We start from the raw sequence: 17,655 nt of genomic DNA on the forward strand, positions 1-17,655 counted from the left end.
AGGAACGAACCGGGATGCGTCGGTGCCGGGGTGGCTTTCGCCGGGGTTTAGTAGCTGAGCGAGCGGCCGATAACCGTCATCGCGGCGTCAACGGTGTTGACCTGGTTGCTGTTGAGCTTGGGCATTTCGGACACGTTGAGGTAGCCGTAGCCGTAGGTCACAGCGCCGCCCGAGATGACCTGCTTGAAGGCCACCTTGGTCAGGTTGCGCGAGATCGCCAGCATCGTGATGTAGCCGGCCTGGGCGGCATCGTGGGCGAGCGACAGGGTCACGCTGGTGGCGTTGAAGCCCGTGGGGATCTTCAAGCTGTTGCGGCGGGCCAGCAGCTGTACGTCGGTGAAACGCGCATCACCACCAGAGCCGCTGATCGTCAGCACCTGAGGGATAGCCGTCCAACCGCTGATCTTCTGCGCGGTGCCGGTGCCGGTGCCGGCAGGGTAGAAGCCGGTGTTGGTCGTGTCCACGCCAGTCAGGCTGAAGGTGTCAGCCGTCAGAACGGTGATCTTCACCACGGTGTCGGTCACGTCTTCCCAGCCGGAGGTGATGAGAATCTCGTCGCCGGTCGTGTAGCCGTGGGCTACGCTGGTGGCCACCGCCGGATTGGCGTTGGTCAGCGCTGTGATGTTCTTGGCGGCCGCGAAGGTCTGGGAGAACTGCTGCGAGCTGCCCTCAGGGAAATACAAAGCCATGGTGTGGCCCTTTCATTGAATAGCCCGCAACGGGCATAAAAAAACCCGCTGCGATTTCTCGAAGCGGGGTGCTGTGAAGCCCTTGCGGGCACAAAAAAGCCCGCACGCGGCGGGCTCAGTTGTTTGGTGGTGGGCTACCTATTCGCCCAGATCGAAAAGCGCTGCAGCGCGCCGTAGAGGGTGGTGTCCTCTTCGTAGGTCGAGATCGGCTCGCCCATCGGCGACGCGGTGAACAGGCTTGAGGCGCACATGGCGTCTTCCGCGGCCCGGATCAGCGCCAGGGCCTCCACGCGGGTGGCGCTGTAGACCGACACCTGCAAATAGGTGTTGCGCTGGCTGCCGGGCGTTTTGTCTAAGAACCGCAGCGACTCGCCGCCCAAGCCCTGCCAGGTCATGAACGGCCGGGTCGGGGCCGCCGGTGCCACGTCGGGGTACACGCGCGGGCACACGGTCTTGAGCAGCGTGACCAGGTCGGACTCCATCGTCATTTCGTGGCCTCTTCGATGTAGCGCGCCTTGATCGCGGCGCGGACCTGTGCCCGCGTCTCCACGACTGCTTTGCTGATGAATGGATGAGCCACGGTGCGGCTGGTGCCGTTGTGCACGATGAAGCCGTACGGCGCCTCGTTCTTGTTGAAGCTGATGTGGTACGTGCTCACGTCCTTGAAACTGTTGTCCTTGCTGTAGACCTGGTAGATGCTGTCCCGCAGCGTGCCCGGTGCGTAGGGCCCGTACTTCTTGCCGCGGATGTAGAAAAAGTGGCTGTCGGCCGACACGGGAGCCTCGATGCGCGCCCGCTCGTAGATGATCTGGGCGCCGGCCTGGGCCGCCGGCCGGGTAGCTGCGTGCAGCTTGTCCACCTCCGCGCGCAGCCCCTGCTTGAACTGCGCTACGTTCATGCGGACGCCCATGCCCATGTCAGTTCACCACTTCACACGCCAGGTCCAGAAACTCGCGCCCCGACACATCAGGCATCACCGCCTTGATCTCGTAGGCCTGCAGGTTGTGCACCATGCGCATGCCCGCGGTGACGCCGGCCCGGTAGCGGATGCGGATTGAGGCAGCCACCACCGACACCGGTGCGCCGGCCTTGATCGACTCCAGGCCCGACCGCATCCGGATGTCGCCCCAGACGGTGGCAACGTCCACCCAGCCGGGGATGGGCTGGCCGAGCTCGTCTTCGGCGGTGACAGGCTGCTGGATCACGCAGCGGCGGTTGAGGCGGCCGGCTTGCATCAGGCGCCCCCAGCGAAGTTGATGTACGGCGTGATCAGGAACTCTGACCCCATCGGCATCGGCGTGGCCGTCACGCCCGTGATCACGTCCTCGCGGTTGGCGTACAGGTGCCCGACGATCAGCAGCACCGCGGCATTGATCGCCTCATTCACATGGATGCCGGTGGTGTCCTCTCCGGGGATCGTCTCGCCCGTTTCATACACCTTGCGGAAGATACGGCCCTCCACATTCGAATAGGCGGCGGCAAGCCACGCTGTGATCAGCGTGTCTTCGTCGGCGCCATCCACCCGAAGGTGGAGCTTCGCGGATGGAAGATCGATCTTCGCCATGGTTACTCGGCAGCCTCGCCGATGGACAGCGCGTATGCCACGGCGTCAGGATGGGCGTCCAGCTCGCTGGAGGCTTCAGCTTCGGCGGTAGTCACATCGACCACGTCATTGACCTTGCCGTACGCGCCATCGACCAGCACGCGGGCCTTGATCGCATCGGCGGACGTGATGGCGGTGACTGTTGCGGCCCCGGCCGAAGCCAGGGCCTGGGGATCGATGACGGGCGTGTCGCCAGCGACAGGCGCGACGACACCGTCAGCAAGCTCTCCGGCCACCAGGTCGTCAGTCTTTGGCGAATCGGCCGCGGCGGCGCCCACGGCTTGTTGCTTTGCGGGTTGGTTCTTTGCCATGTCTGGTTCTCCAGGTGCGGCCCCGGCCGAAGCCAGGGCCTGGGTTCATCAGGTGGCCGAATTGGCGTAGTGCTTGATCGCCCCGCCGTTGTCCACCATGTTCGCGCCGGAGCGGCAGAAGGCCACGAAGCCCACCTGGCCCTTGAGCGTGAAAGCAGAGTCGGTCATGCGGAACAGCGTCACGTCCATCACGTCGCGCACCAGGTACTTGCTGAAGTCGCCGAACAGAATGGATTTCGCATTCGCAGCCATGACTGGCACGTACTGGTTGATGACGATCTCGCGGCCCAGCAGGCGGTCAGGCGCACCGCCGGGATTGCCCGTCTCATAGCCAGGCACGAAGATCGGACGGTTCTGGCTGTCCTTGATCTTGCGCAGCACCTTCAGGGAGCTGTCGTTCATCATGTAGCGGCAGTTCGCGCGGTAGGCAGGGTCCACCGAGTGCTCCAGGTCGATCAGATCGTCATAGATCACCGACAGGGTTTGACCAGTGGTGCCAGTCTTGCCAACCGTCGAGGCCGTGACCACGCCGCGGGGCTGGCTGGTGCCGGTGCCCAGAACGTGGTGGCGGTCTTGGATGCGGCCCAGACGCAGGCGCAGCAGGTTCTGGATGTAGGCCTCGATGTCGAACATCGAATCCTGCAGCAGCTCGAAGGGCAGCGCGATGGACTTCGAGCTGTACTTGTAGACGTCCAGCGATGCTTGGCCGAAGGTGGTTTCCAGAACCGCGGCCGTGGTGTTCTGCGCGAGCAGTTCGCCTTCTTCCGCCGTGGCGTCGGTGGTGGGGAACAGCATTTGCGCACCGGTGGAGGTGCGGATGTTGCTGGCCACGCTGCGCACGCTGCCGGTCGCCTTCAGGGCTTCGATCAGCTGGCGGCTGAACTCGGTGGCCACGGTGTAGCCGCCTTCAGAGCCGGTGGTGGTGGACATCGCGGCCTGAATGTCGGGGTTTTGGCGGGCGGCCATGGCCTGGCGCTGCTCGGCGGTCAGCGCGGACAAGCCACCCTTGAGCATCGCGCGCAGGGCAGCGGCTTCGTCGGACTTGCCGCCGCCTTCTTTCGTGGCGGCGTTCAGGGCCGCTTCATGCGCCTGCTGCTCACCGGCCATTTGGTTCACGCGGGTTTCGCGGGACACCTCGCCGTCAATGGCCTCGATCTCGGCCAGGATGGCGTCCAGGGCCGAAGCATCGGCCGATGGCATGCGCTGGTCGGCAGGCGTCTTGGCGTTGAGTGCGGCCGCTTCCTTGGCCTTGGCGTCACGTTGGGCGCGCAGTTGTGCAAGTTTGCTCATGATGAGCCTTTCATTTGTGTGACCGCTCGCGCAGGTCGTAGGGACGAAAAAAAACCGCCCGAGGGCGGCTGTTCTCAGTTGCGCGAGGCGCGTTACTGATGGGCTACGCGGGCCAGGACGCTGATGCGTTGCTGCTGGCGAGCGCGATGGTCGGCGGAGGCGAAGGCCTCGGCAGGCTCCTGCACCGGTGCAGGCTCGGTTTTGGGTTCTGGCTCAGGAGAGGGCGCTTTGGTCGCCTTTGGGGCGTTGGTGTAGGCGGACAAGTCCCAGGCGCTGGCCTTGGCATCGTTCTCGGCGATGGCGTCGGCGAACCCGGCTTCCAGCGCCTCCTGAGCGGTGAACCAGGTCTCTGCAGCCATCCAAGTGCTGATTTCTGCCACTTCTTTGCCGGTTTTCTCGGCGTAGGTGTCAGCCAGGGTGCCGTCAATCTTGTCGAGCAGGTCGGCCTCCTTGCGTAGGTCTTCGGAGTTGCCCCACATGCCGGTCCAGGCCTTGTGAATCATGAACATGGCGCCCTTGGCCATCACAACTTCATCGCCCGCCATGGCAATGAACGTCGCCGCACTGGCGGCCAAGCCATCGATGTGAACGACCACCTTGCCCTTGTGGGCGCGAAGGGCCTGCTCCATGGCCCGGGCTGCGAACACGGACCCACCGGGGCTGTTGATGTGCAGGTTGATGGTGGCGTCCTTGTCCACGGCATACACCGCCTTCACGAATGACTCGGGGGCTACGCCCCCCCACCACTCCGCCTCTTCCTCACTAGAGACAATGTGGTCGTAGAGGAAAATCTCGACATCGGCCGATTCAGCCTTTGCCACCACCTCGAACTTGCGCGCGCTGGCCTTGCGGTTGTCCGCGTACAGCTTATTCAGTCGGTTTTTCATTGGCGTCCTTCCCATCGGGCTTGCCGGGGTTCATCTGCAAATCAGGATTGGGAGGCATGTTCTCCAAGCGGCGCACTTCATCAGGCACCATGAATGGCATCTCACCGGCGCGGCCCAGGGCGATGCGGTAGGCCTCATAGCGGCCCTTCAGGTCGCCCCGCTCCAGCGCGGCGGTAATGTGCTCCACGAAGAAGCGTTCACGCACGGGCCAGAGCTTGCGGTTCAGCTCCTGCTGCATGGGCGTGAGGTGCCGCTGTAGGGTGTAGCGCACGAATCCGATGCCCTGCGACTCGATACCGCTGCCCCAGCTCGTCGTCTTGTCGGTGTGGCCCACCATATGAGGTGGAACGCCGAAGATGCGGCAGATTTCCTCGACCGTGAATAGACGAGTCGCCAGGATTTCGGCGTCCTTGCTGTCCACGGACAACTTGGCCGGCTCCAGCCCGCCGGACAGGATCAGCGGACCCTTGCCGCCGTTCTGCGCGCGGGCCAACAGAGATGCCTTCAGCTCCTGCAACTGTTTCAAGTCCAGCTTTGCCGCGGTCTTCAATGCATAGTCGAAGTTCGCGCCGCCATTGAAGAACTGACCGCTGAACTCCTGCGCCGAAATCGCGGTGCCGATGGACTCGCGCGCCGCGTAGGTGATTGGGCTCGGGCTGGTCAACCCATCAAACCCCAAGCTGGGCAGGTGGATCATGTCCGCGCTGTCCAGCGTGTAGGGCGCGTCCCCATTGGGCGTGACGCGGTAGAGCACTCGGCCATTGCTCTTGAACGGCTGTACCGTCAGCGGGTGCAGCGGCTCCCATCCGTAGACCTGGTTACTGCGGTTGCTGCGCAGCAGGCGGCCGAAGCCGTCACCGTAGAACAGTTTGGCGGTGATCAGATACTCGATGGCGGCCGCCGATGTCCAGCCCTCGCTGGCCTGTTCGTTGAACAACCACCAGTAGGGGTGATCGGCCTTGTCACGGCCTTCGTCGGTACGCTGAAACACTCCCAGGGGCAGCGTGGCAATTGCGCCGGCGAGCAGCGAGACGCAGCCATACACCGCAGACACGCGCATCGATGTGTCGGCCGTCACGTTGGCGCCGGAGGATGAGCGTGACGCGGCGCCAAGCAGGCTCGACAGCTCGGCCAGAGTCAGGCTACCGGTGCTGTTCTCGCCCAGCGCGACGATGCCGGCGCGGGCGCCCGCGCCATCGCGGCTGGCGATCCAGTCCCCAAGGACTCGGCTGCCTTGCGGCTTGGCGGTCAAATCCAAGAGTTGGGTCATGAATAGAGGTCGAGTGAGTGAATTTCCGGCGAAGACTCGGCCGCCGGATTCAGAGACATGAGGGTGACGGCGTTGAAAAGCGCCATCAGCGGGTCGATCTTGGCGGACCCTGCCGCCTGTTTCGTGATGATCACAGCGTTGCCTCGCGGCTCCACCTTCGCATTGCCGACGCACCAGGCCATGAGGGGCTGGCCGCCGTGCACCATGACGCCTTCGGCCAGCTTGCGCTCTGCCGTCTTGATGGCGCCGGTCATCTTCCAGCCCTGGCTGATGCCGATGATCTTGTCCTCGGGCAGATCCGCCTCGGTGAGCGCGTCCAGGATGCCGCCCAGGCCGGCCGGGTCGCATCCGATCTTGTCCAGCAGGCCCCGCGCCTCGATCAGCGCGCAGATACCGGCCACGTCCGCCACGTCATCACCTATGTGCTTCACCAGGGTCAGGTGGCCATCCTTGGCGAAGTCGTGCAGCCGGGCCGCAATGTCCTTGCGGCGCTCCAGCACTGAGGGGTGGGCCCATGCGTGCGTCCACACCAGCCACTCGCGGGTGTCTTTGTCCCGGCCGACCACAGCCAGGCCGAGCAAGTCGTCCAGGCCTCCGCCGTCGACCCCCACGTCCACCACCTCGGAGCGGTCGAGCAGCTGGTCGAGCGTCAGCCCGGGCGCCTTGGCCTGGGCCTCCCAGAAGTCGGCGCCGGCCCAGCGGTCGGAACGCAGGTTAAGGCCGATTTCGACGTTCAGGTGCTTGGCCAGGAACTCCTTGAACTCCTGCTCCCCGCCCTCTTTCGCCTGGCTGTGCAGCTGCGTGATGCGCTCGATGTCCACCGATGCGCCCCAATTGGGATTGGTCACGTAGGCGTTTTCCAGGTTCTCATAGGCCTTGCTCTGCAGCATGGCATCCGGGAACTCGTAAATCAGCGGCAGGAACTTGCGGTCCTTGACCTTACCGTCGCGCACCTTGCGCGCATAGTCCAGCTTGGCCTTGAACACCCCGGCCGGCGGCTCGGCCGACTGCGTGGTGGCGTAGATCACGAAGCCCTCGGGCCTCGATGCCAGGCCGCCCGTGGCCTCCAGCAGCATGTTCGAGGCCTTGGCCTGCTTGCCAAACTCGTGGAGCTCGTCCACGAAAACGAAGCTGGCCTTTTTGCCGCTCACCGTGTCGCTGTCCGCGGCGACCACCTTCAGCGTGGCGCCGGTCTCGTTGTGCGTGATCAGCCGGAAGTAGTCCTGCACCTTCAGCAGGGCCGACAGCTCAGCGTCCGCCTTGATGAAGTCGCGGATCGGCTTGTAGCTGTTGTCCGCGATTTCCTTGGTGGGCGACAGAATCAGCAGCTCGGCCGACTGGCGCCAGTTCATCAGAAGGGCCGTGAGCATGATCGCCGCGGCGACCGTGCTCTTGGCGTTCTTCTTGCTGACCATCAGCAGAAACTCGTTGATGTGGCGCCGACCAGACTCCGGGTCTTCCGCGCCGAACACCGCCAGCACGAAGTCGCGCAGCCAGGGCAGCGACACGTCACCGAGCAGCGGCTGGCCGACCACATCGACCATCTCGAACTTGCTGCACATTTCCCAGGCGTCCTGGGCGACCGATGGGAACAGCGGGGGGCACACGATCAGCGACTCGCGCGCAACGATCCGCCGCTCCCAATCGGGGCAGGCGGTGCTCCAGTCCTTCATTTGTTGTTCGCCACCAGGCGCGGACCTTGCCGCACGCCGAACTTGCCGCCGGCCGCAGCTTTCGCCCGGTCGGCCGCGTCATCCTTCTTGCCGCCCTCGCCCTTTTTGGCGTGGGTGTACTGCACCGCGGCGATGGCGGCCCGGACCTGAAGCGATGTCGCCTCGGTCTGGCCCAAGGCCACCTTCTGCAGCAGCGTGAGCATATCGGTCGTCTCTTGCGGCACAGTCACGGCCTTCTGGCGCTTCAATGCACCGCCGTGCGCCTGGGCTTCCAGGCCCTCGACCACCGCTTTCGGCTTGCGGCCAGCGCCCGACCGAGCGCCGCCGCTCCGTCCTTTGACTCCGGCCATTTGATTACCTCTTTTGAAATCGGGGGGATTTTTCGCGCGTGAGGAACTGGTCGGTGTCCAAGGATTCGACCCCGCAGACTTTCGATGCCCCCTACCCTCAGCCAATCAGCAGCATCTGGCCGAGTGGCCTGTCCGATTTCTTGCTATTGCACGCCCTGCATGCGCATTGGGTGTTCAGATACGAATGAGCACCGCCCTTTGAAAGCGGGACGATGTGGTCCAACTCTGGAGCGTCATCGTCGTAGCTGCCCCGCTTGGCCTTGGGCGTCTTGCGGTTGCACAGCTGGCAGCGCCACTTGTCACGGTCAAAGACCTTGATCGGGTTCACTGCCTCCACTGACTGGGTGCGCTCCTTCATCTTGCGGGCCAGCCTATGAGTCCGCTTCTGCTGGCGCGCCCTGTCATCCTTGCAGTCACCACACAGCCGCATGGCACCAGCCCCGTACACAGGGCAGAAGCACACGCCGCACCCATCGCATGCGCAGACAGCTCCTGCACGCCTGTGCTCAGCCATCGCTTGCTCCAAGGCCCATGCCGTCTGGTGCGCCAGGCTGCATGCTTTGCCGCAAAACCTCCCTGCGGCCCTGTTCACGTAGGCCTTGCCGCAGTGCTTGCGGTAGCCAGTGAACACCTTGCTTCGAGCAAGCACCACCCTTGGAGCCCTGGCATAGCCATCGACTCGTTCCCTGTGCGCTACCACCCAGGCAGCGTGCTTGCAGCGCCGGCTGCAATACTGGGCAACCGGCATGATCTTGTGATACGTGGCCCCACAGTGCGCGCATACCCTTGATGGGGCATCCGGCGTGCCGTTCCTTTGGAGGCGGCGGTAGTGGGTTGCGCACAGGCCCTTTGCCTTGTGCTGTTGGTTGCAGCCGTCGGCTTTGCAGCCCAGGCGCATATACTCTGCGTCAGCCATGATGACCTCTTGTACAGGTTGTTTGGTTAGAGCCCGCATCGGATTGCCGTCCGTTGTGGGCTCGCCTATTTTAGGCGTCACCAGGGCTTAGAGCCACCTCTTTCTTTCGCTTCCATCCTCGTCTTCTCAGCATGGCACCCTTGCTTTACCCCATGCTCATCCATCCAGGCGCATAGCAACTGCAGGTTGCTCAGGTCATCAGTTCCACCCTGCTCCAATGGCTTGATGTGATCGACCTCATGGTCAGCCCTGATCAGGCCGCAGCATGCGCATTTGCCATGGTCGCGTACTTGCACCTGGCGGCGTATAGCCATCCACCCGCTACCCCTGGTGCGCGGTGTACTACCCGCCTTGGCCTGCAGCGTGGGCAGGCGGTTGGTGGCGATGGATGCGAGCCTGTTGGGCAAGCGGTTGAGTGCCATGGTCAGCAGCGAGTGCCGCCGCCGTTGATGTCGCTCGACCCGCCACCAATGATGTAGCCGTCGCCCTCGATGCCAAGGCCGTAGCCTTCAATGCGTGCGTTGCTCATGGTCAGGCCTCGCCTTCCGCCTTCATTGGCATGACCTCTGCGAGCAGTTCCTTCATCAGGTCGATGTCACCACCCACTACTTCCAACTTGCTCGGCTGCCCTTGCTCACCGAGCAAACCGCCAAACATGCGGGAGAAGACGTTGTTCTCGCGCACCACGATCACCTTGCGCCCCTTGGAATCGCGCCACTCTTCCATCCCGTTCCAGGCGGACTGGAAGGCCAGCCCGATCTTCCCGATTTGGATCATGGTTGTTGGTGCGTACACCAGGGTGAATGGCTTGGTCGGGGACATGTCGTGTTCCTTGTGTTCTCGTCACCATCGGGCTACAGGGCTTGATCTGGCCCTGCTGGCTGCTGCCTACGCTTCCCAGCCCCGAGCTTCCGGAGGATTCCCTGCTGCCCCGAGTAAGCCCAGCGCTGGTTGCCAGTGGTCGGGAGGGTGCGATAGGTTGCTCAGCGCAGGACGATCCAGTGCGGTTATGACTGTGTCTGGCGGGCCTGGCTGAGCGAACGGGGTTGCGCCAAGTGGCTGGCGCGGAATGGGTTTCGGTACGTTCTGGCTTTATGGCGTTTTATGCCGAGCCAATGCAAAAAGCCGCTGGGCGAACCATGCGGCTTGTGTCTCACAGGAATAGTGCAGAGGCACCTATCCCGTCCGAGGGGAACTATAGATAAATCGAGCACCCGTCACAAGCACTACCGGTACTGCACTACATCACGCCAGCATTGAGCAGGCGCCGCGTGATCTGGTTCTTGGCTTCCATCAGGATGACGGTGCGCTCCATGGGGTCCTTGGGCAGCCGCGGGCTCAGCCAGACGTTGTGCCCGGTGCAGCAGTTGCGCGCATGGATGTGGATGGCGCTGCGGTGGGGGTCCTTCATCTCGCTCACCTGGAAGTCGATGGCCTTCATGGTCTTGTCGCGGATCTCGTCCTCCATCACCTGGTCGGTCGTGTCCCAGCCCTTGGCGCTCTTGGCATTGCGGAACATGGGGTCAGCGCCGCACGTGGGGACGGGCGAGTAGCTGCGGGCCCAGCTATGCCACTCCGACAGCAGTGAGTCCAGGATCTCGTTTTGGTCGTTGCGCATGGTTTCCCCTTCCTTCGATTGCGAGCTCTGTAGTTGTGAAGCGGTGCAGGTTGGCGCACTGGTAGCGCCGGTACGTGGTGCCGTCAGTCCTCTGTCGGGTGTTCAGGACCTCGGTGTAGGTCTTGCAGGTGGGGCACCTCACATCTGCCCCAGTGCGGCGAATGGGCTGCTGTAGTCGCGCCATGTGCGGCCGGCCATTGCGTCCGCCGCCGCGGTCTGGCCGCACCCGTAGACCTTGGCCGCCTGGCGTGTCGTCAGTCCAGATGCGCGCATCTCCTGCACTTTCTCCAAAGTCAGAACGGTTTCGCGCGCCCGGCGGGCGATGGCCAGCTTCTGCTTGCGGGCGATGCTGCTGCCATAGCGTGTCGTCTTGGCGGTGCGGGTCTGCAGCTGCTGCCGCGTCAACGCGACCGCGTGGTCGGGTGCCACGCAGCGCGGGTTGTCGCACTTCGCGCACGCCAGGCAGCCGTCTTTCATCTTGCCGGCCTGCTCCAGGATCCAGCGGCGCACCGGCACCAGCCGCCGGGTAATGCTGATGCGCATCAGCGGGGCCTTGCCATCCAGGGCGCCGCGCCACTCCCAGCAGTCGCCCACTTCATCGCAATTGGCCTTGATGGCTTCGAGGGTTGGTATCACGCTTTCTCCATCAGTCGTTGAATGGTCACGTTCAGGGCGTCGATCTCTTCCATCTTGTGGATTGCCCAGGCGCGGCGCTGGCCGTGCAGGCCCATAAGCGCGCCACGGTGGCAGCTCTCGCACAGGGCGATGCACGTGTACTGCCGGTGCTGCTTGTAGTGGTGGGCCTCGCTGGGGCCGGGCTGGTCGCAGACGCTGCAGGGCAGCTCCTTGACGCGGCCCAGGTGCTCACGCTCGCGGGTGTTGAGCTTGTTCAGCATCCCGTCACCTCCACCATCACGTAGCCGCCGGTCTGGCCGCCGCGGGAAATGCTCAGGCTCCAATGCTGGTCATCCACCTTGAGCACGTCAGCCAGGCCATCCAGCCCAGCCTTCATGCGAGCAAGTGCGTTGTCCAGGTCGTACGCGCGCTTGGTGGGCGGGTAAAACGTTAGCGACAGGTGGGGCTTGCAGGGCGGCAGCGCCGCGGCGCCTTGGGCCCTGGCATGCCACGCGCAGGTTTCGCGATACGCCTTCTTGGCCTTCGCCAGCTTTGCCCAGTGCAGGCGGGCGTTCGGCGACAGCTCCTTGGGCGGCCATGGGAGTTGAATGATCATGCGGCCACCTTCTTCCAACCCTTGTAGACCGGCTCGACGCCAGACTGAGCAGCCATGGCGATCAGGAATTCCAGCCAGTCGCTGAAAACCTTCTTGCCCATGGTGCTGGTGCGCTGGGGCAGCATGATCACCTTGCCGTCGAATGCGGCCATACGGGTTTCGCCGTTCCAGCAGCCCGTCAGAACGTCTTTCCAGTCGTCATTGGTGACGTACTGCATGACTCCGTTGATGCACAGCTGTTTTTGCCTGGCGAAGCCTTCGAGGTACGGCCATTGCGCGGCGTTTTGCTCGAGCGTGCGCGTCGGTTCCGAAACAGTTACGCAGAACCCGTCCGGGGCGTTCAGCACAGCCTCACCTGCCAGCCGGCGAGCGGTGGAGTGCACCAGTTTGAAGACTCGCTTTTCAGCCATGGCGCTTGCCCTCCATCTCCGCCAGCTTCTGCTGGTAGTGCTGGGCCTTGCCCGCGTCGTCCGTGCCATCCTTGCGGCCAGCACGCATGCCGTACTTGATGACGTTGCCCTTGAGATACCCGCGGAATTCCTCGGGCGTCAGCACGGCCTCCATCACGTCCCACGGCTGCAGGGGCATGTCCTTGTAGTGCGATCCGCCGACCTGGCGGTCATCGGCGCCCACGATGATTTCTGGGAACTGCTGGTTCATGCGCCCCCCTTCTGGCCTCGGGCGCGGATGGCGTCGGCGCATTGCCACCCGTTGATCCCGCCGTAAGGCTCTGCCTCCTGCGTGTCCTGCACGAGTTTTGCGCATTCGGCACGCTCCTTTGCAGCCACCATCTCAGCGAAGCGAACGACCTCGACCGCTTCGCCCGGGTTCGTGCGCTGCAGCCCGGCCGCGCGAGCCATTGCCAGAATTTCATCTCGCGTCATGCGGCCACCTCATCACGGCTGGGCACCGGCAGCCAGGACAGGGTTTCGTCCTGTGCGTCGCCGCCGGGGTCGCGGATGGGGCGCAACTTGTAGTCGAGGCATCCGGCAATCTCACCTTTGCCCACAATGTTGCCCAAGTCGGTTCTTACTGCGGAATGCACCCGCACGCGCCATGCCTGCTTGAAGAACAGATGCGGCTCCAATACATCAACAAAGACGCCGACGTTTTCGCCGCACACGATCACCGCCATATCTCCAGGTTTGCAGTTCATACCCCTACCCCTTCTTGTTGAGCCACACCACCCGTGCAGCTTGGATTTCCGGCGCTGCCGGTTTGTGCTTCCCACATGCGTGATGTGGTGGAAATGAGGTCCACGGCGTGCGCAGTGAGGCGCACTGTCCGAAGCCGTGCTTGGACATGGGGAGCAGCCTCCCAGCTTTGTCGCGGAGCAGCCAGTGAATGCAGGTTTCGCATGTCATGCATGCAGCCCTCCCGTCAGATCGCCCAGCACCCACAAGCACCAGGTCACGGTCGAGGCAGGGACGTCGCCGCCCAATGCGGCCAGGTCGAGGATGTGGCTGGCCTCCAGCTCCTCGTGGTTCATGTGGTCGCGGTTCATTCCGCGATCTCCTTGCGTGCGATCGGCCGGTAGCTCTCCCAGGGGAAAGGCACCCAGCGCGCGCACTCGGTCATGCGGTCGTAGATGCGATCGCCGACGTACTGCCGGAAGCCATCCTTGTTTTGGTTGGTCAGTAGGATGGTCGGCATCATGTCGCGGTAGCGGCGGTCCAGAACGTCGAACAGGTGGTTCTGCTCGCTCTCGGTGCCGTACTGCATGCCGATCTCATCGATGACCAGCAGGGGCACGCGGCCGAACTCCGCCAGCAGGTCAACTTCGCTGGCCTCGGAGTCCTTGCGCCAGGTCGATCGGATGTGCTGGATCACCTCCATGCAGGTGAAATACCGGCCGACGTAGGCGGGCATGATGGCCTGCAGAATGCCAGCGGCCAAATGGCTCTTGCCAGTGCCAGGCAGGCCCGAGAACACCAGCCACGAACCCTTCTTGTAGTGGTGCTCGAAGTTGGATGCGAACTCGGTGGCGATTCCAAATGCACGTTGCTGCTCGGGGGTGGTCGACTTGAACGTGTCCAGCGTGCGATCGATGAACCGCTGCGGGATTGCCGCTTGCTCCAGGCGCACAGCCTTGGCTTGGGCCTCCATGCGGGCGGCAACCTTGGCCTTCTCCGCAGCCTCTTGGTCCTCGCGGTCCTTCTTGCAGCCCGGGCACGAAGTCCAAATGTCGCGGCTACTCAGGCGGGTGCCGGTAGCCATGTATTCGCCGTGGCGGGAGCAGGAAAACTGCACTCGACCGATCGCGGACATGGACCGACCCATTACGCGGTTGAAGTCCAGGCTGCGCACGTCGAGCGCTTCACGCAAAGCTTCCATCTTGGTTCACTCCGGTTGTGTAGTCGAGTTGGTCGAAACCGCTGTGGCGGCTGGGCTTGCCTTGGGCCGCGCCGCGTGCGATCGGAGCGCGCTGGCTGAACTTCACGGCGTTGCGCAGCCAAGTGCGGAACCCCGCTTGCCAGTCCCTGAAGACGGTGCCGCGTGCGGTGTGGTGGTCCACGAAGGTCGCCAGCTCCGCCTGCAGGTTGATGCCCGTGCTGGCCGCGATGTCGATTGCTGTCTGGTCTGGCGTGAAATCGGTTGGCACCACGGTTCCACGGCTCGGCTTGGCCGGCGCGGCAGCGGCGGAACGATTCATTGATGGTTCATTGATGGTTCTATGACGGTTATTTGCGGGTGCAACGGGCTGCACCCTTTCTTGCTCTGGGTTGCACCCTTTCGTGTCGCCAGTTGCACCCTTTACGCCGTCACTTGCACCCTTTTGAATGGGTGCAATATCTGCACCCTTTATCCAATCGAGGGAAATCCGGTATTCGCTGGTCATGGACCGACCGCCGTTGCCAGCGCTCACGAGGATCAGCCAGCCGGATTCCTCCATGCGGCGCAGCTGGTACTGGATGGTTCGCTCTGACTGGCGCGTCTTCTCGGCCAGGGCCCTGATGCCAGGAAACACGCGGGTGCCGTCATCGCTGGCGTGATCGGCCAGCGCCAGCGCGGTCAGCATCTCGCCGCCGCCGTTGGGGTAGCGGTCAAAGACGGCGGTCATCACGCGGACGCTCATACAGCCTCCCACACCCGCGCGCCACCGCGAATCAGGTCAACGCCGCCACGCTGCACGACGCGGACTTTGCCGGCCCTGAGCAATTCCGGGAGACGTCGGTCTACTTGCACCACGGTCAATCCGGTAGTGCACTGCATTTCGTGAGGGGTAGCCTGGCCGCGCTTCTTCAGGTCGGCCAGGATGCGGTCGCAGTGGTTGCCGGCGAATTTGATGGCTTGCTCGGCAGCCAGGACGGACGAGAGGGGGTCGCTTGCGCGAACGAGGTGTTGGACTTGCATCACTTCGTCCCCGCCTTGCTGATGCGCTTGCGCTTGTCCACGCTGGCCTGGGACTGCACGCGGTTCTCGATGGTGATAGCGCCTTGAGTCCGGGGGGCCAGAGTTACTGTTGCGTTACCCCGTGCATCCAGGGCGCGCAGCGAACCCTGTGCCGGCGCGCGGCTGGTGTTGGTGCGGCGGGGCTCTGCGCTGGGCATGTCGATGCCGCGCGGGCGCACCGACAGGAAGGCGTTGAGTGGAAGGCTGTGATCCATGGTCGTTCCTCGCGGTATCCGCAGAGTTACTTTTGGTTGGCTGAGGGGAAACGGAAAAGCCGCGCCAGGGGGTTCAGGCGCGCGCGGCGCTGCAGCTGGCGGGAGTGCTCAACCAGCATGCGCAGGCACTCGTCATCAAACGAGATGCCGCGCCGCGTTGCTTCGCTTTCGATAGCGGAGAGGTCTTGTTCAGAAAGGCCGGAAAGGTCGATAGGTGTTGTCTGCTTGCTCATGGGGGACTCCGGCGTTCAGGGTTGGGTAATGCATGGCCCAACGACTCAAGCCGCCAGAAGTCCACCGAAAGCGTTTCTGTCAACACGCGCTGGCGACAAAGAATTGCGCTCATGACGTTTCATCTGAGCCAACTCCCGCAGGGCCTCGCGGTACACCGCAGCGGGCTCGCCTCCACCGTAGTAATCCACCAGGAACTCCAGATCGGACAGTTCCTCTTCGTTCGCGCGCAGCATGGCGATGGGTTTGCGCAAGAGGGTTCGGTTGCGAAGCGTCATGGTGGAAAACTCCCGGGGTTTGTTTTGGTTGGGTTGGTGGGTGGCTTAGGCGGTGGCCTTGGCTTTTGCTTTGCGTACTGGCTTCACAAGCTCGGGCCAGATGCCCGCCCAGGTCTTCTGGCACAGCATCTGCCGCGTGACTCTTCCTGCCGTGGCCGTCTCAATGCGACGAGCCTCCGCGGGATTCATGTCGCGGCGGCCCGTAAGGCACTGGTACAGGTACTGCTCATGCACACCGACCTTGGCGGCGATCTCGCGGCGGACTTCTGGAGTGATTTGGCTGGTCATAGGTCGCCATTCTGTCGAATCGCTAGTGCATTGTCAAGCGTTATGACAGAAGCGCAATGCTAGAACGCCGTATGAGTACGACAGACCCCTTCGTCTTGGCGCTCCAGCGCCTCTGTGACAAAGTCGGCGGGCACGATGCCCTGGCCGCGCGCATCGGTGCAAATGGCCAATCGATCTACCAGATCGTTTCCGAGCGGAAGCTGCCAAGCGGCAACCCAAAGAGCGTTGGTCCCAACCTGCGCGCCAGGCTCACGCAGGTATTTCCCGATTGGTTGAATGAGGCTTTGGAAAATGACGCGTCGGCTATACCCTCAGCGCATCAGTTACAAAATGAAAAGACGGACGTCGTCATCCGACAGTTCGAGACAGGGGGTTCGATGGGGAGAGGGATTGTTTTGGCCGAGCAACCGGGGGTAATCAAGGAGTGGCGCGTCTCGGATCGCTGGGCGCACGAGAACGTGCACCGGATCACAGCCACCAAGAACTTGGCCATCGTCACAGGCTTCGGGCCCTCAATGCAGCCGCTGTTCAATCCTGGCGACCCGCTGCTGGTCGACACGGGGATCAACCGCGCCGACGTGGACGGGATCTACTTCTTCCGCGTGGGCGAAGAGGGGTTCGTGAAGCAGCTGCAGCGCATCCCGACAGCAGCTGGCCTAGTGCTGCGGGCAAAGAGCTACAACACGTTGTATGACCCGTTCGACATCGTGTCGGGGATGGATTTCGAGGTGTTCGCGCGCGTCGTGAAGGTGTGGCGCGGCGAAGAGTTCTAACAGGCGCCACGCGCCGTATAAGGGGGATGAAATGAGGTCGATTGCAGTTTTGTTGCTGTGCGCTCTGGCCACCGGCGGGGTGCACGCGAATTTGAAGTCAGCCACCAAGGTGGGGATCTTCGGAAACTGGACAGTTCTGCGGGACACGGACAAGATGACTGACAAGGTCACCTGCACCGGGATCTACCAACAGGATTACTCGAGGCAGCTGTCGGAGGATGGCCTCTACATTTCCGTCAAGGGCGGTCTTTCTTCCATCACGCTGCGTTTTGACGAGCTCCCGGCACGCCCCATGCGTCTGGCAGGGAAGATTGAGAAGGACGTTCGTGCGGTGATGTTGGAAGGAGCGGATTTTGATCTGGCGGTTTCCTCGACCAGGCTGCGAGGCCAAGTATTGACGTTGGTGTCCGGTGTGCAGGATTTTGAGCTTGATCTATCCGGCATCCGTGAAGCAGTGGCCCACATCAAGGCAGGATGCCCGCCTGCGGCGCCTAGCGCGATGTCGGCGCCAGCGCCAGCGACTGCAGAACCTCCGCAGCCGCCAGCATGCAGCCCGGATCTGCTCGAGCGCATGAAGGCTGCGAGGGTGACGCCAGCCCAAATTCAGAAGATTTGTTCATCCACCAACTCCTGAGCGCG

32 protein-coding genes are annotated in these 17,655 nt (G+C 63.2%); 2 read left to right on the forward strand and 30 right to left on the reverse strand.

Annotated features, from left to right (window positions below; all coding sequences use genetic code 11):
• Positions 1-47: 47 nt before the first annotated feature.
• From ACSQ3D_RS02260 to ACSQ3D_RS02405, 30 genes are all read right to left on the reverse strand, one after another.
• Positions 48-689, reverse strand: coding sequence for a phage tail tube protein (locus ACSQ3D_RS02260; RefSeq protein WP_436125785.1), 642 nt, complete (start codon positions 687-689; stop codon positions 48-50).
• Positions 690-823: 134 nt separating this feature from the next.
• Positions 824-1,177 carry a tail completion protein gp17 gene (gene gp17, locus ACSQ3D_RS02265; RefSeq protein WP_436125786.1) on the reverse strand — a complete coding sequence of 118 codons (354 nt, stop codon included), beginning with the start codon at positions 1,175-1,177 and terminating at the stop codon, positions 824-826.
• The gene (locus ACSQ3D_RS02270; protein ID WP_436125787.1) at positions 1,174-1,605 is read right to left on the reverse strand and encodes an HK97-gp10 family putative phage morphogenesis protein; all 432 of its coding nucleotides are present in this window, start codon (positions 1,603-1,605) and stop codon (positions 1,174-1,176) included. Before ACSQ3D_RS02270 ends, gp17 begins: the two co-directional genes overlap by 4 nt.
• Before the next feature lies 1 nt (position 1,606).
• The gene (locus tag ACSQ3D_RS02275) at positions 1,607-1,924 is read right to left on the reverse strand and encodes a phage head closure protein (protein WP_436125788.1); all 318 of its coding nucleotides are present in this window, start codon (positions 1,922-1,924) and stop codon (positions 1,607-1,609) included.
• Positions 1,924-2,253, reverse strand: coding sequence for a head-tail connector protein (locus tag ACSQ3D_RS02280; RefSeq protein ID WP_436125789.1), 330 nt, complete (start codon positions 2,251-2,253; stop codon positions 1,924-1,926). Before ACSQ3D_RS02280 ends, ACSQ3D_RS02275 begins: the two co-directional genes overlap by 1 nt.
• Before the next feature lie 2 nt (positions 2,254-2,255).
• The gene (locus ACSQ3D_RS02285) at positions 2,256-2,603 is read right to left on the reverse strand and encodes a hypothetical protein (RefSeq protein ID WP_436125790.1); all 348 of its coding nucleotides are present in this window, start codon (positions 2,601-2,603) and stop codon (positions 2,256-2,258) included.
• A 48-nt stretch (positions 2,604-2,651) separates the two neighbouring features.
• Positions 2,652-3,893, reverse strand: coding sequence for a phage major capsid protein (locus tag ACSQ3D_RS02290; protein ID WP_436125791.1), 1,242 nt, complete (start codon positions 3,891-3,893; stop codon positions 2,652-2,654).
• Between the two features lie 92 nt (positions 3,894-3,985).
• Complete coding sequence (locus ACSQ3D_RS02295; protein ID WP_436125792.1) at positions 3,986-4,780, reverse strand: head maturation protease, ClpP-related; 795 nt, start codon at positions 4,778-4,780, stop codon at positions 3,986-3,988.
• Positions 4,761-6,050 carry a phage portal protein gene (locus tag ACSQ3D_RS02300; protein ID WP_436125793.1) on the reverse strand — a complete coding sequence of 430 codons (1,290 nt, stop codon included), beginning with the start codon at positions 6,048-6,050 and terminating at the stop codon, positions 4,761-4,763. Before ACSQ3D_RS02300 ends, ACSQ3D_RS02295 begins: the two co-directional genes overlap by 20 nt.
• The gene (locus tag ACSQ3D_RS02305; protein WP_436125794.1) at positions 6,047-7,723 is read right to left on the reverse strand and encodes a terminase large subunit; all 1,677 of its coding nucleotides are present in this window, start codon (positions 7,721-7,723) and stop codon (positions 6,047-6,049) included. Before ACSQ3D_RS02305 ends, ACSQ3D_RS02300 begins: the two co-directional genes overlap by 4 nt.
• Positions 7,720-8,073 (reverse strand): hypothetical protein, encoded by a 354-nt coding sequence (locus tag ACSQ3D_RS02310; protein ID WP_436125795.1) that lies wholly within the window; start codon positions 8,071-8,073, stop codon positions 7,720-7,722. The genes ACSQ3D_RS02305 and ACSQ3D_RS02310 overlap by 4 nt, the downstream gene beginning before the upstream one ends.
• Before the next feature lie 97 nt (positions 8,074-8,170).
• Complete coding sequence (locus tag ACSQ3D_RS02315; RefSeq protein ID WP_436125796.1) at positions 8,171-8,431, reverse strand: HNH endonuclease; 261 nt, start codon at positions 8,429-8,431, stop codon at positions 8,171-8,173.
• A gap of 635 nt (positions 8,432-9,066) precedes the next feature.
• Positions 9,067-9,411, reverse strand: coding sequence for an HNH endonuclease (locus tag ACSQ3D_RS02320; RefSeq protein WP_436125797.1), 345 nt, complete (start codon positions 9,409-9,411; stop codon positions 9,067-9,069).
• A gap of 109 nt (positions 9,412-9,520) precedes the next feature.
• Positions 9,521-9,811: a hypothetical protein gene (locus ACSQ3D_RS02325; RefSeq protein WP_436125798.1), complete on the reverse strand. Its 291-nt coding sequence runs from the start codon at positions 9,809-9,811 to the stop codon at positions 9,521-9,523.
• A gap of 418 nt (positions 9,812-10,229) precedes the next feature.
• A complete protein-coding gene (locus ACSQ3D_RS02330; RefSeq protein WP_436125799.1) occupies positions 10,230-10,607 on the reverse strand; it encodes a hypothetical protein in 378 nt (125 codons plus the stop codon).
• A 138-nt stretch (positions 10,608-10,745) separates the two neighbouring features.
• Positions 10,746-11,243 carry a hypothetical protein gene (locus ACSQ3D_RS02335; protein WP_436125800.1) on the reverse strand — a complete coding sequence of 166 codons (498 nt, stop codon included), beginning with the start codon at positions 11,241-11,243 and terminating at the stop codon, positions 10,746-10,748.
• Positions 11,240-11,503: a hypothetical protein gene (locus tag ACSQ3D_RS02340; RefSeq protein ID WP_436125801.1), complete on the reverse strand. Its 264-nt coding sequence runs from the start codon at positions 11,501-11,503 to the stop codon at positions 11,240-11,242. Before ACSQ3D_RS02340 ends, ACSQ3D_RS02335 begins: the two co-directional genes overlap by 4 nt.
• Complete coding sequence (locus ACSQ3D_RS02345) at positions 11,497-11,838, reverse strand: endonuclease (RefSeq protein ID WP_436125802.1); 342 nt, start codon at positions 11,836-11,838, stop codon at positions 11,497-11,499. Before ACSQ3D_RS02345 ends, ACSQ3D_RS02340 begins: the two co-directional genes overlap by 7 nt.
• Positions 11,835-12,248 (reverse strand): recombination protein NinB, encoded by a 414-nt coding sequence (locus ACSQ3D_RS02350; protein WP_436125803.1) that lies wholly within the window; start codon positions 12,246-12,248, stop codon positions 11,835-11,837. The genes ACSQ3D_RS02345 and ACSQ3D_RS02350 overlap by 4 nt, the downstream gene beginning before the upstream one ends.
• Positions 12,241-12,498, reverse strand: a complete 258-nt coding sequence (locus ACSQ3D_RS02355; protein WP_436125804.1) for a DUF3310 domain-containing protein — start codon at positions 12,496-12,498, stop codon at positions 12,241-12,243. The genes ACSQ3D_RS02350 and ACSQ3D_RS02355 overlap by 8 nt, the downstream gene beginning before the upstream one ends.
• The gene (locus ACSQ3D_RS02360; protein ID WP_436125805.1) at positions 12,495-12,722 is read right to left on the reverse strand and encodes a hypothetical protein; all 228 of its coding nucleotides are present in this window, start codon (positions 12,720-12,722) and stop codon (positions 12,495-12,497) included. The genes ACSQ3D_RS02355 and ACSQ3D_RS02360 overlap by 4 nt, the downstream gene beginning before the upstream one ends.
• Positions 12,719-12,994, reverse strand: coding sequence for a hypothetical protein (locus ACSQ3D_RS02365; protein ID WP_436125806.1), 276 nt, complete (start codon positions 12,992-12,994; stop codon positions 12,719-12,721). Before ACSQ3D_RS02365 ends, ACSQ3D_RS02360 begins: the two co-directional genes overlap by 4 nt.
• A gap of 204 nt (positions 12,995-13,198) precedes the next feature.
• On the reverse strand, positions 13,199-13,342 hold the full coding sequence (locus ACSQ3D_RS02370) for a hypothetical protein (RefSeq protein ID WP_436125807.1): 144 nt from the start codon (positions 13,340-13,342) through the stop codon (positions 13,199-13,201).
• Complete coding sequence (locus ACSQ3D_RS02375) at positions 13,339-14,172, reverse strand: ATP-binding protein (protein ID WP_436125808.1); 834 nt, start codon at positions 14,170-14,172, stop codon at positions 13,339-13,341. The genes ACSQ3D_RS02370 and ACSQ3D_RS02375 overlap by 4 nt, the downstream gene beginning before the upstream one ends.
• Positions 14,156-14,899, reverse strand: coding sequence for a helix-turn-helix domain-containing protein (locus ACSQ3D_RS02380; RefSeq protein ID WP_436126169.1), 744 nt, complete (start codon positions 14,897-14,899; stop codon positions 14,156-14,158). The genes ACSQ3D_RS02375 and ACSQ3D_RS02380 overlap by 17 nt, the downstream gene beginning before the upstream one ends.
• A gap of 11 nt (positions 14,900-14,910) precedes the next feature.
• Positions 14,911-15,192: a hypothetical protein gene (locus ACSQ3D_RS02385; protein ID WP_436125809.1), complete on the reverse strand. Its 282-nt coding sequence runs from the start codon at positions 15,190-15,192 to the stop codon at positions 14,911-14,913.
• Positions 15,192-15,446, reverse strand: a complete 255-nt coding sequence (locus ACSQ3D_RS02390; RefSeq protein ID WP_436125810.1) for a hypothetical protein — start codon at positions 15,444-15,446, stop codon at positions 15,192-15,194. The genes ACSQ3D_RS02385 and ACSQ3D_RS02390 overlap by 1 nt, the downstream gene beginning before the upstream one ends.
• Before the next feature lie 26 nt (positions 15,447-15,472).
• The gene (locus ACSQ3D_RS02395) at positions 15,473-15,679 is read right to left on the reverse strand and encodes a hypothetical protein (RefSeq protein ID WP_436125811.1); all 207 of its coding nucleotides are present in this window, start codon (positions 15,677-15,679) and stop codon (positions 15,473-15,475) included.
• A gap of 45 nt (positions 15,680-15,724) precedes the next feature.
• Positions 15,725-15,955 (reverse strand): hypothetical protein, encoded by a 231-nt coding sequence (locus tag ACSQ3D_RS02400; RefSeq protein WP_436125812.1) that lies wholly within the window; start codon positions 15,953-15,955, stop codon positions 15,725-15,727.
• Positions 15,956-16,000: 45 nt separating this feature from the next.
• Positions 16,001-16,243, reverse strand: coding sequence for a hypothetical protein (locus ACSQ3D_RS02405; RefSeq protein WP_436125813.1), 243 nt, complete (start codon positions 16,241-16,243; stop codon positions 16,001-16,003).
• Positions 16,244-16,314: 71 nt separating this feature from the next.
• Between ACSQ3D_RS02405 and ACSQ3D_RS02410 the strand changes: the two genes are divergently transcribed.
• Both ACSQ3D_RS02410 and ACSQ3D_RS02415 read left to right on the forward strand, forming a co-directional pair.
• Complete coding sequence (locus tag ACSQ3D_RS02410; RefSeq protein WP_436125814.1) at positions 16,315-17,016, forward strand: S24 family peptidase; 702 nt, start codon at positions 16,315-16,317, stop codon at positions 17,014-17,016.
• 31 nt (positions 17,017-17,047) lie between these two features.
• A complete protein-coding gene (locus ACSQ3D_RS02415; RefSeq protein ID WP_436125815.1) occupies positions 17,048-17,650 on the forward strand; it encodes a hypothetical protein in 603 nt (200 codons plus the stop codon).
• Positions 17,651-17,655: the final 5 nt, after the last annotated feature.

The sequence above is a fragment of the Acidovorax sp. LjRoot117 genome (assembly GCF_964252695.1).
Lineage (GTDB): Bacteria > Pseudomonadota > Gammaproteobacteria > Burkholderiales > Burkholderiaceae_C > Acidovorax.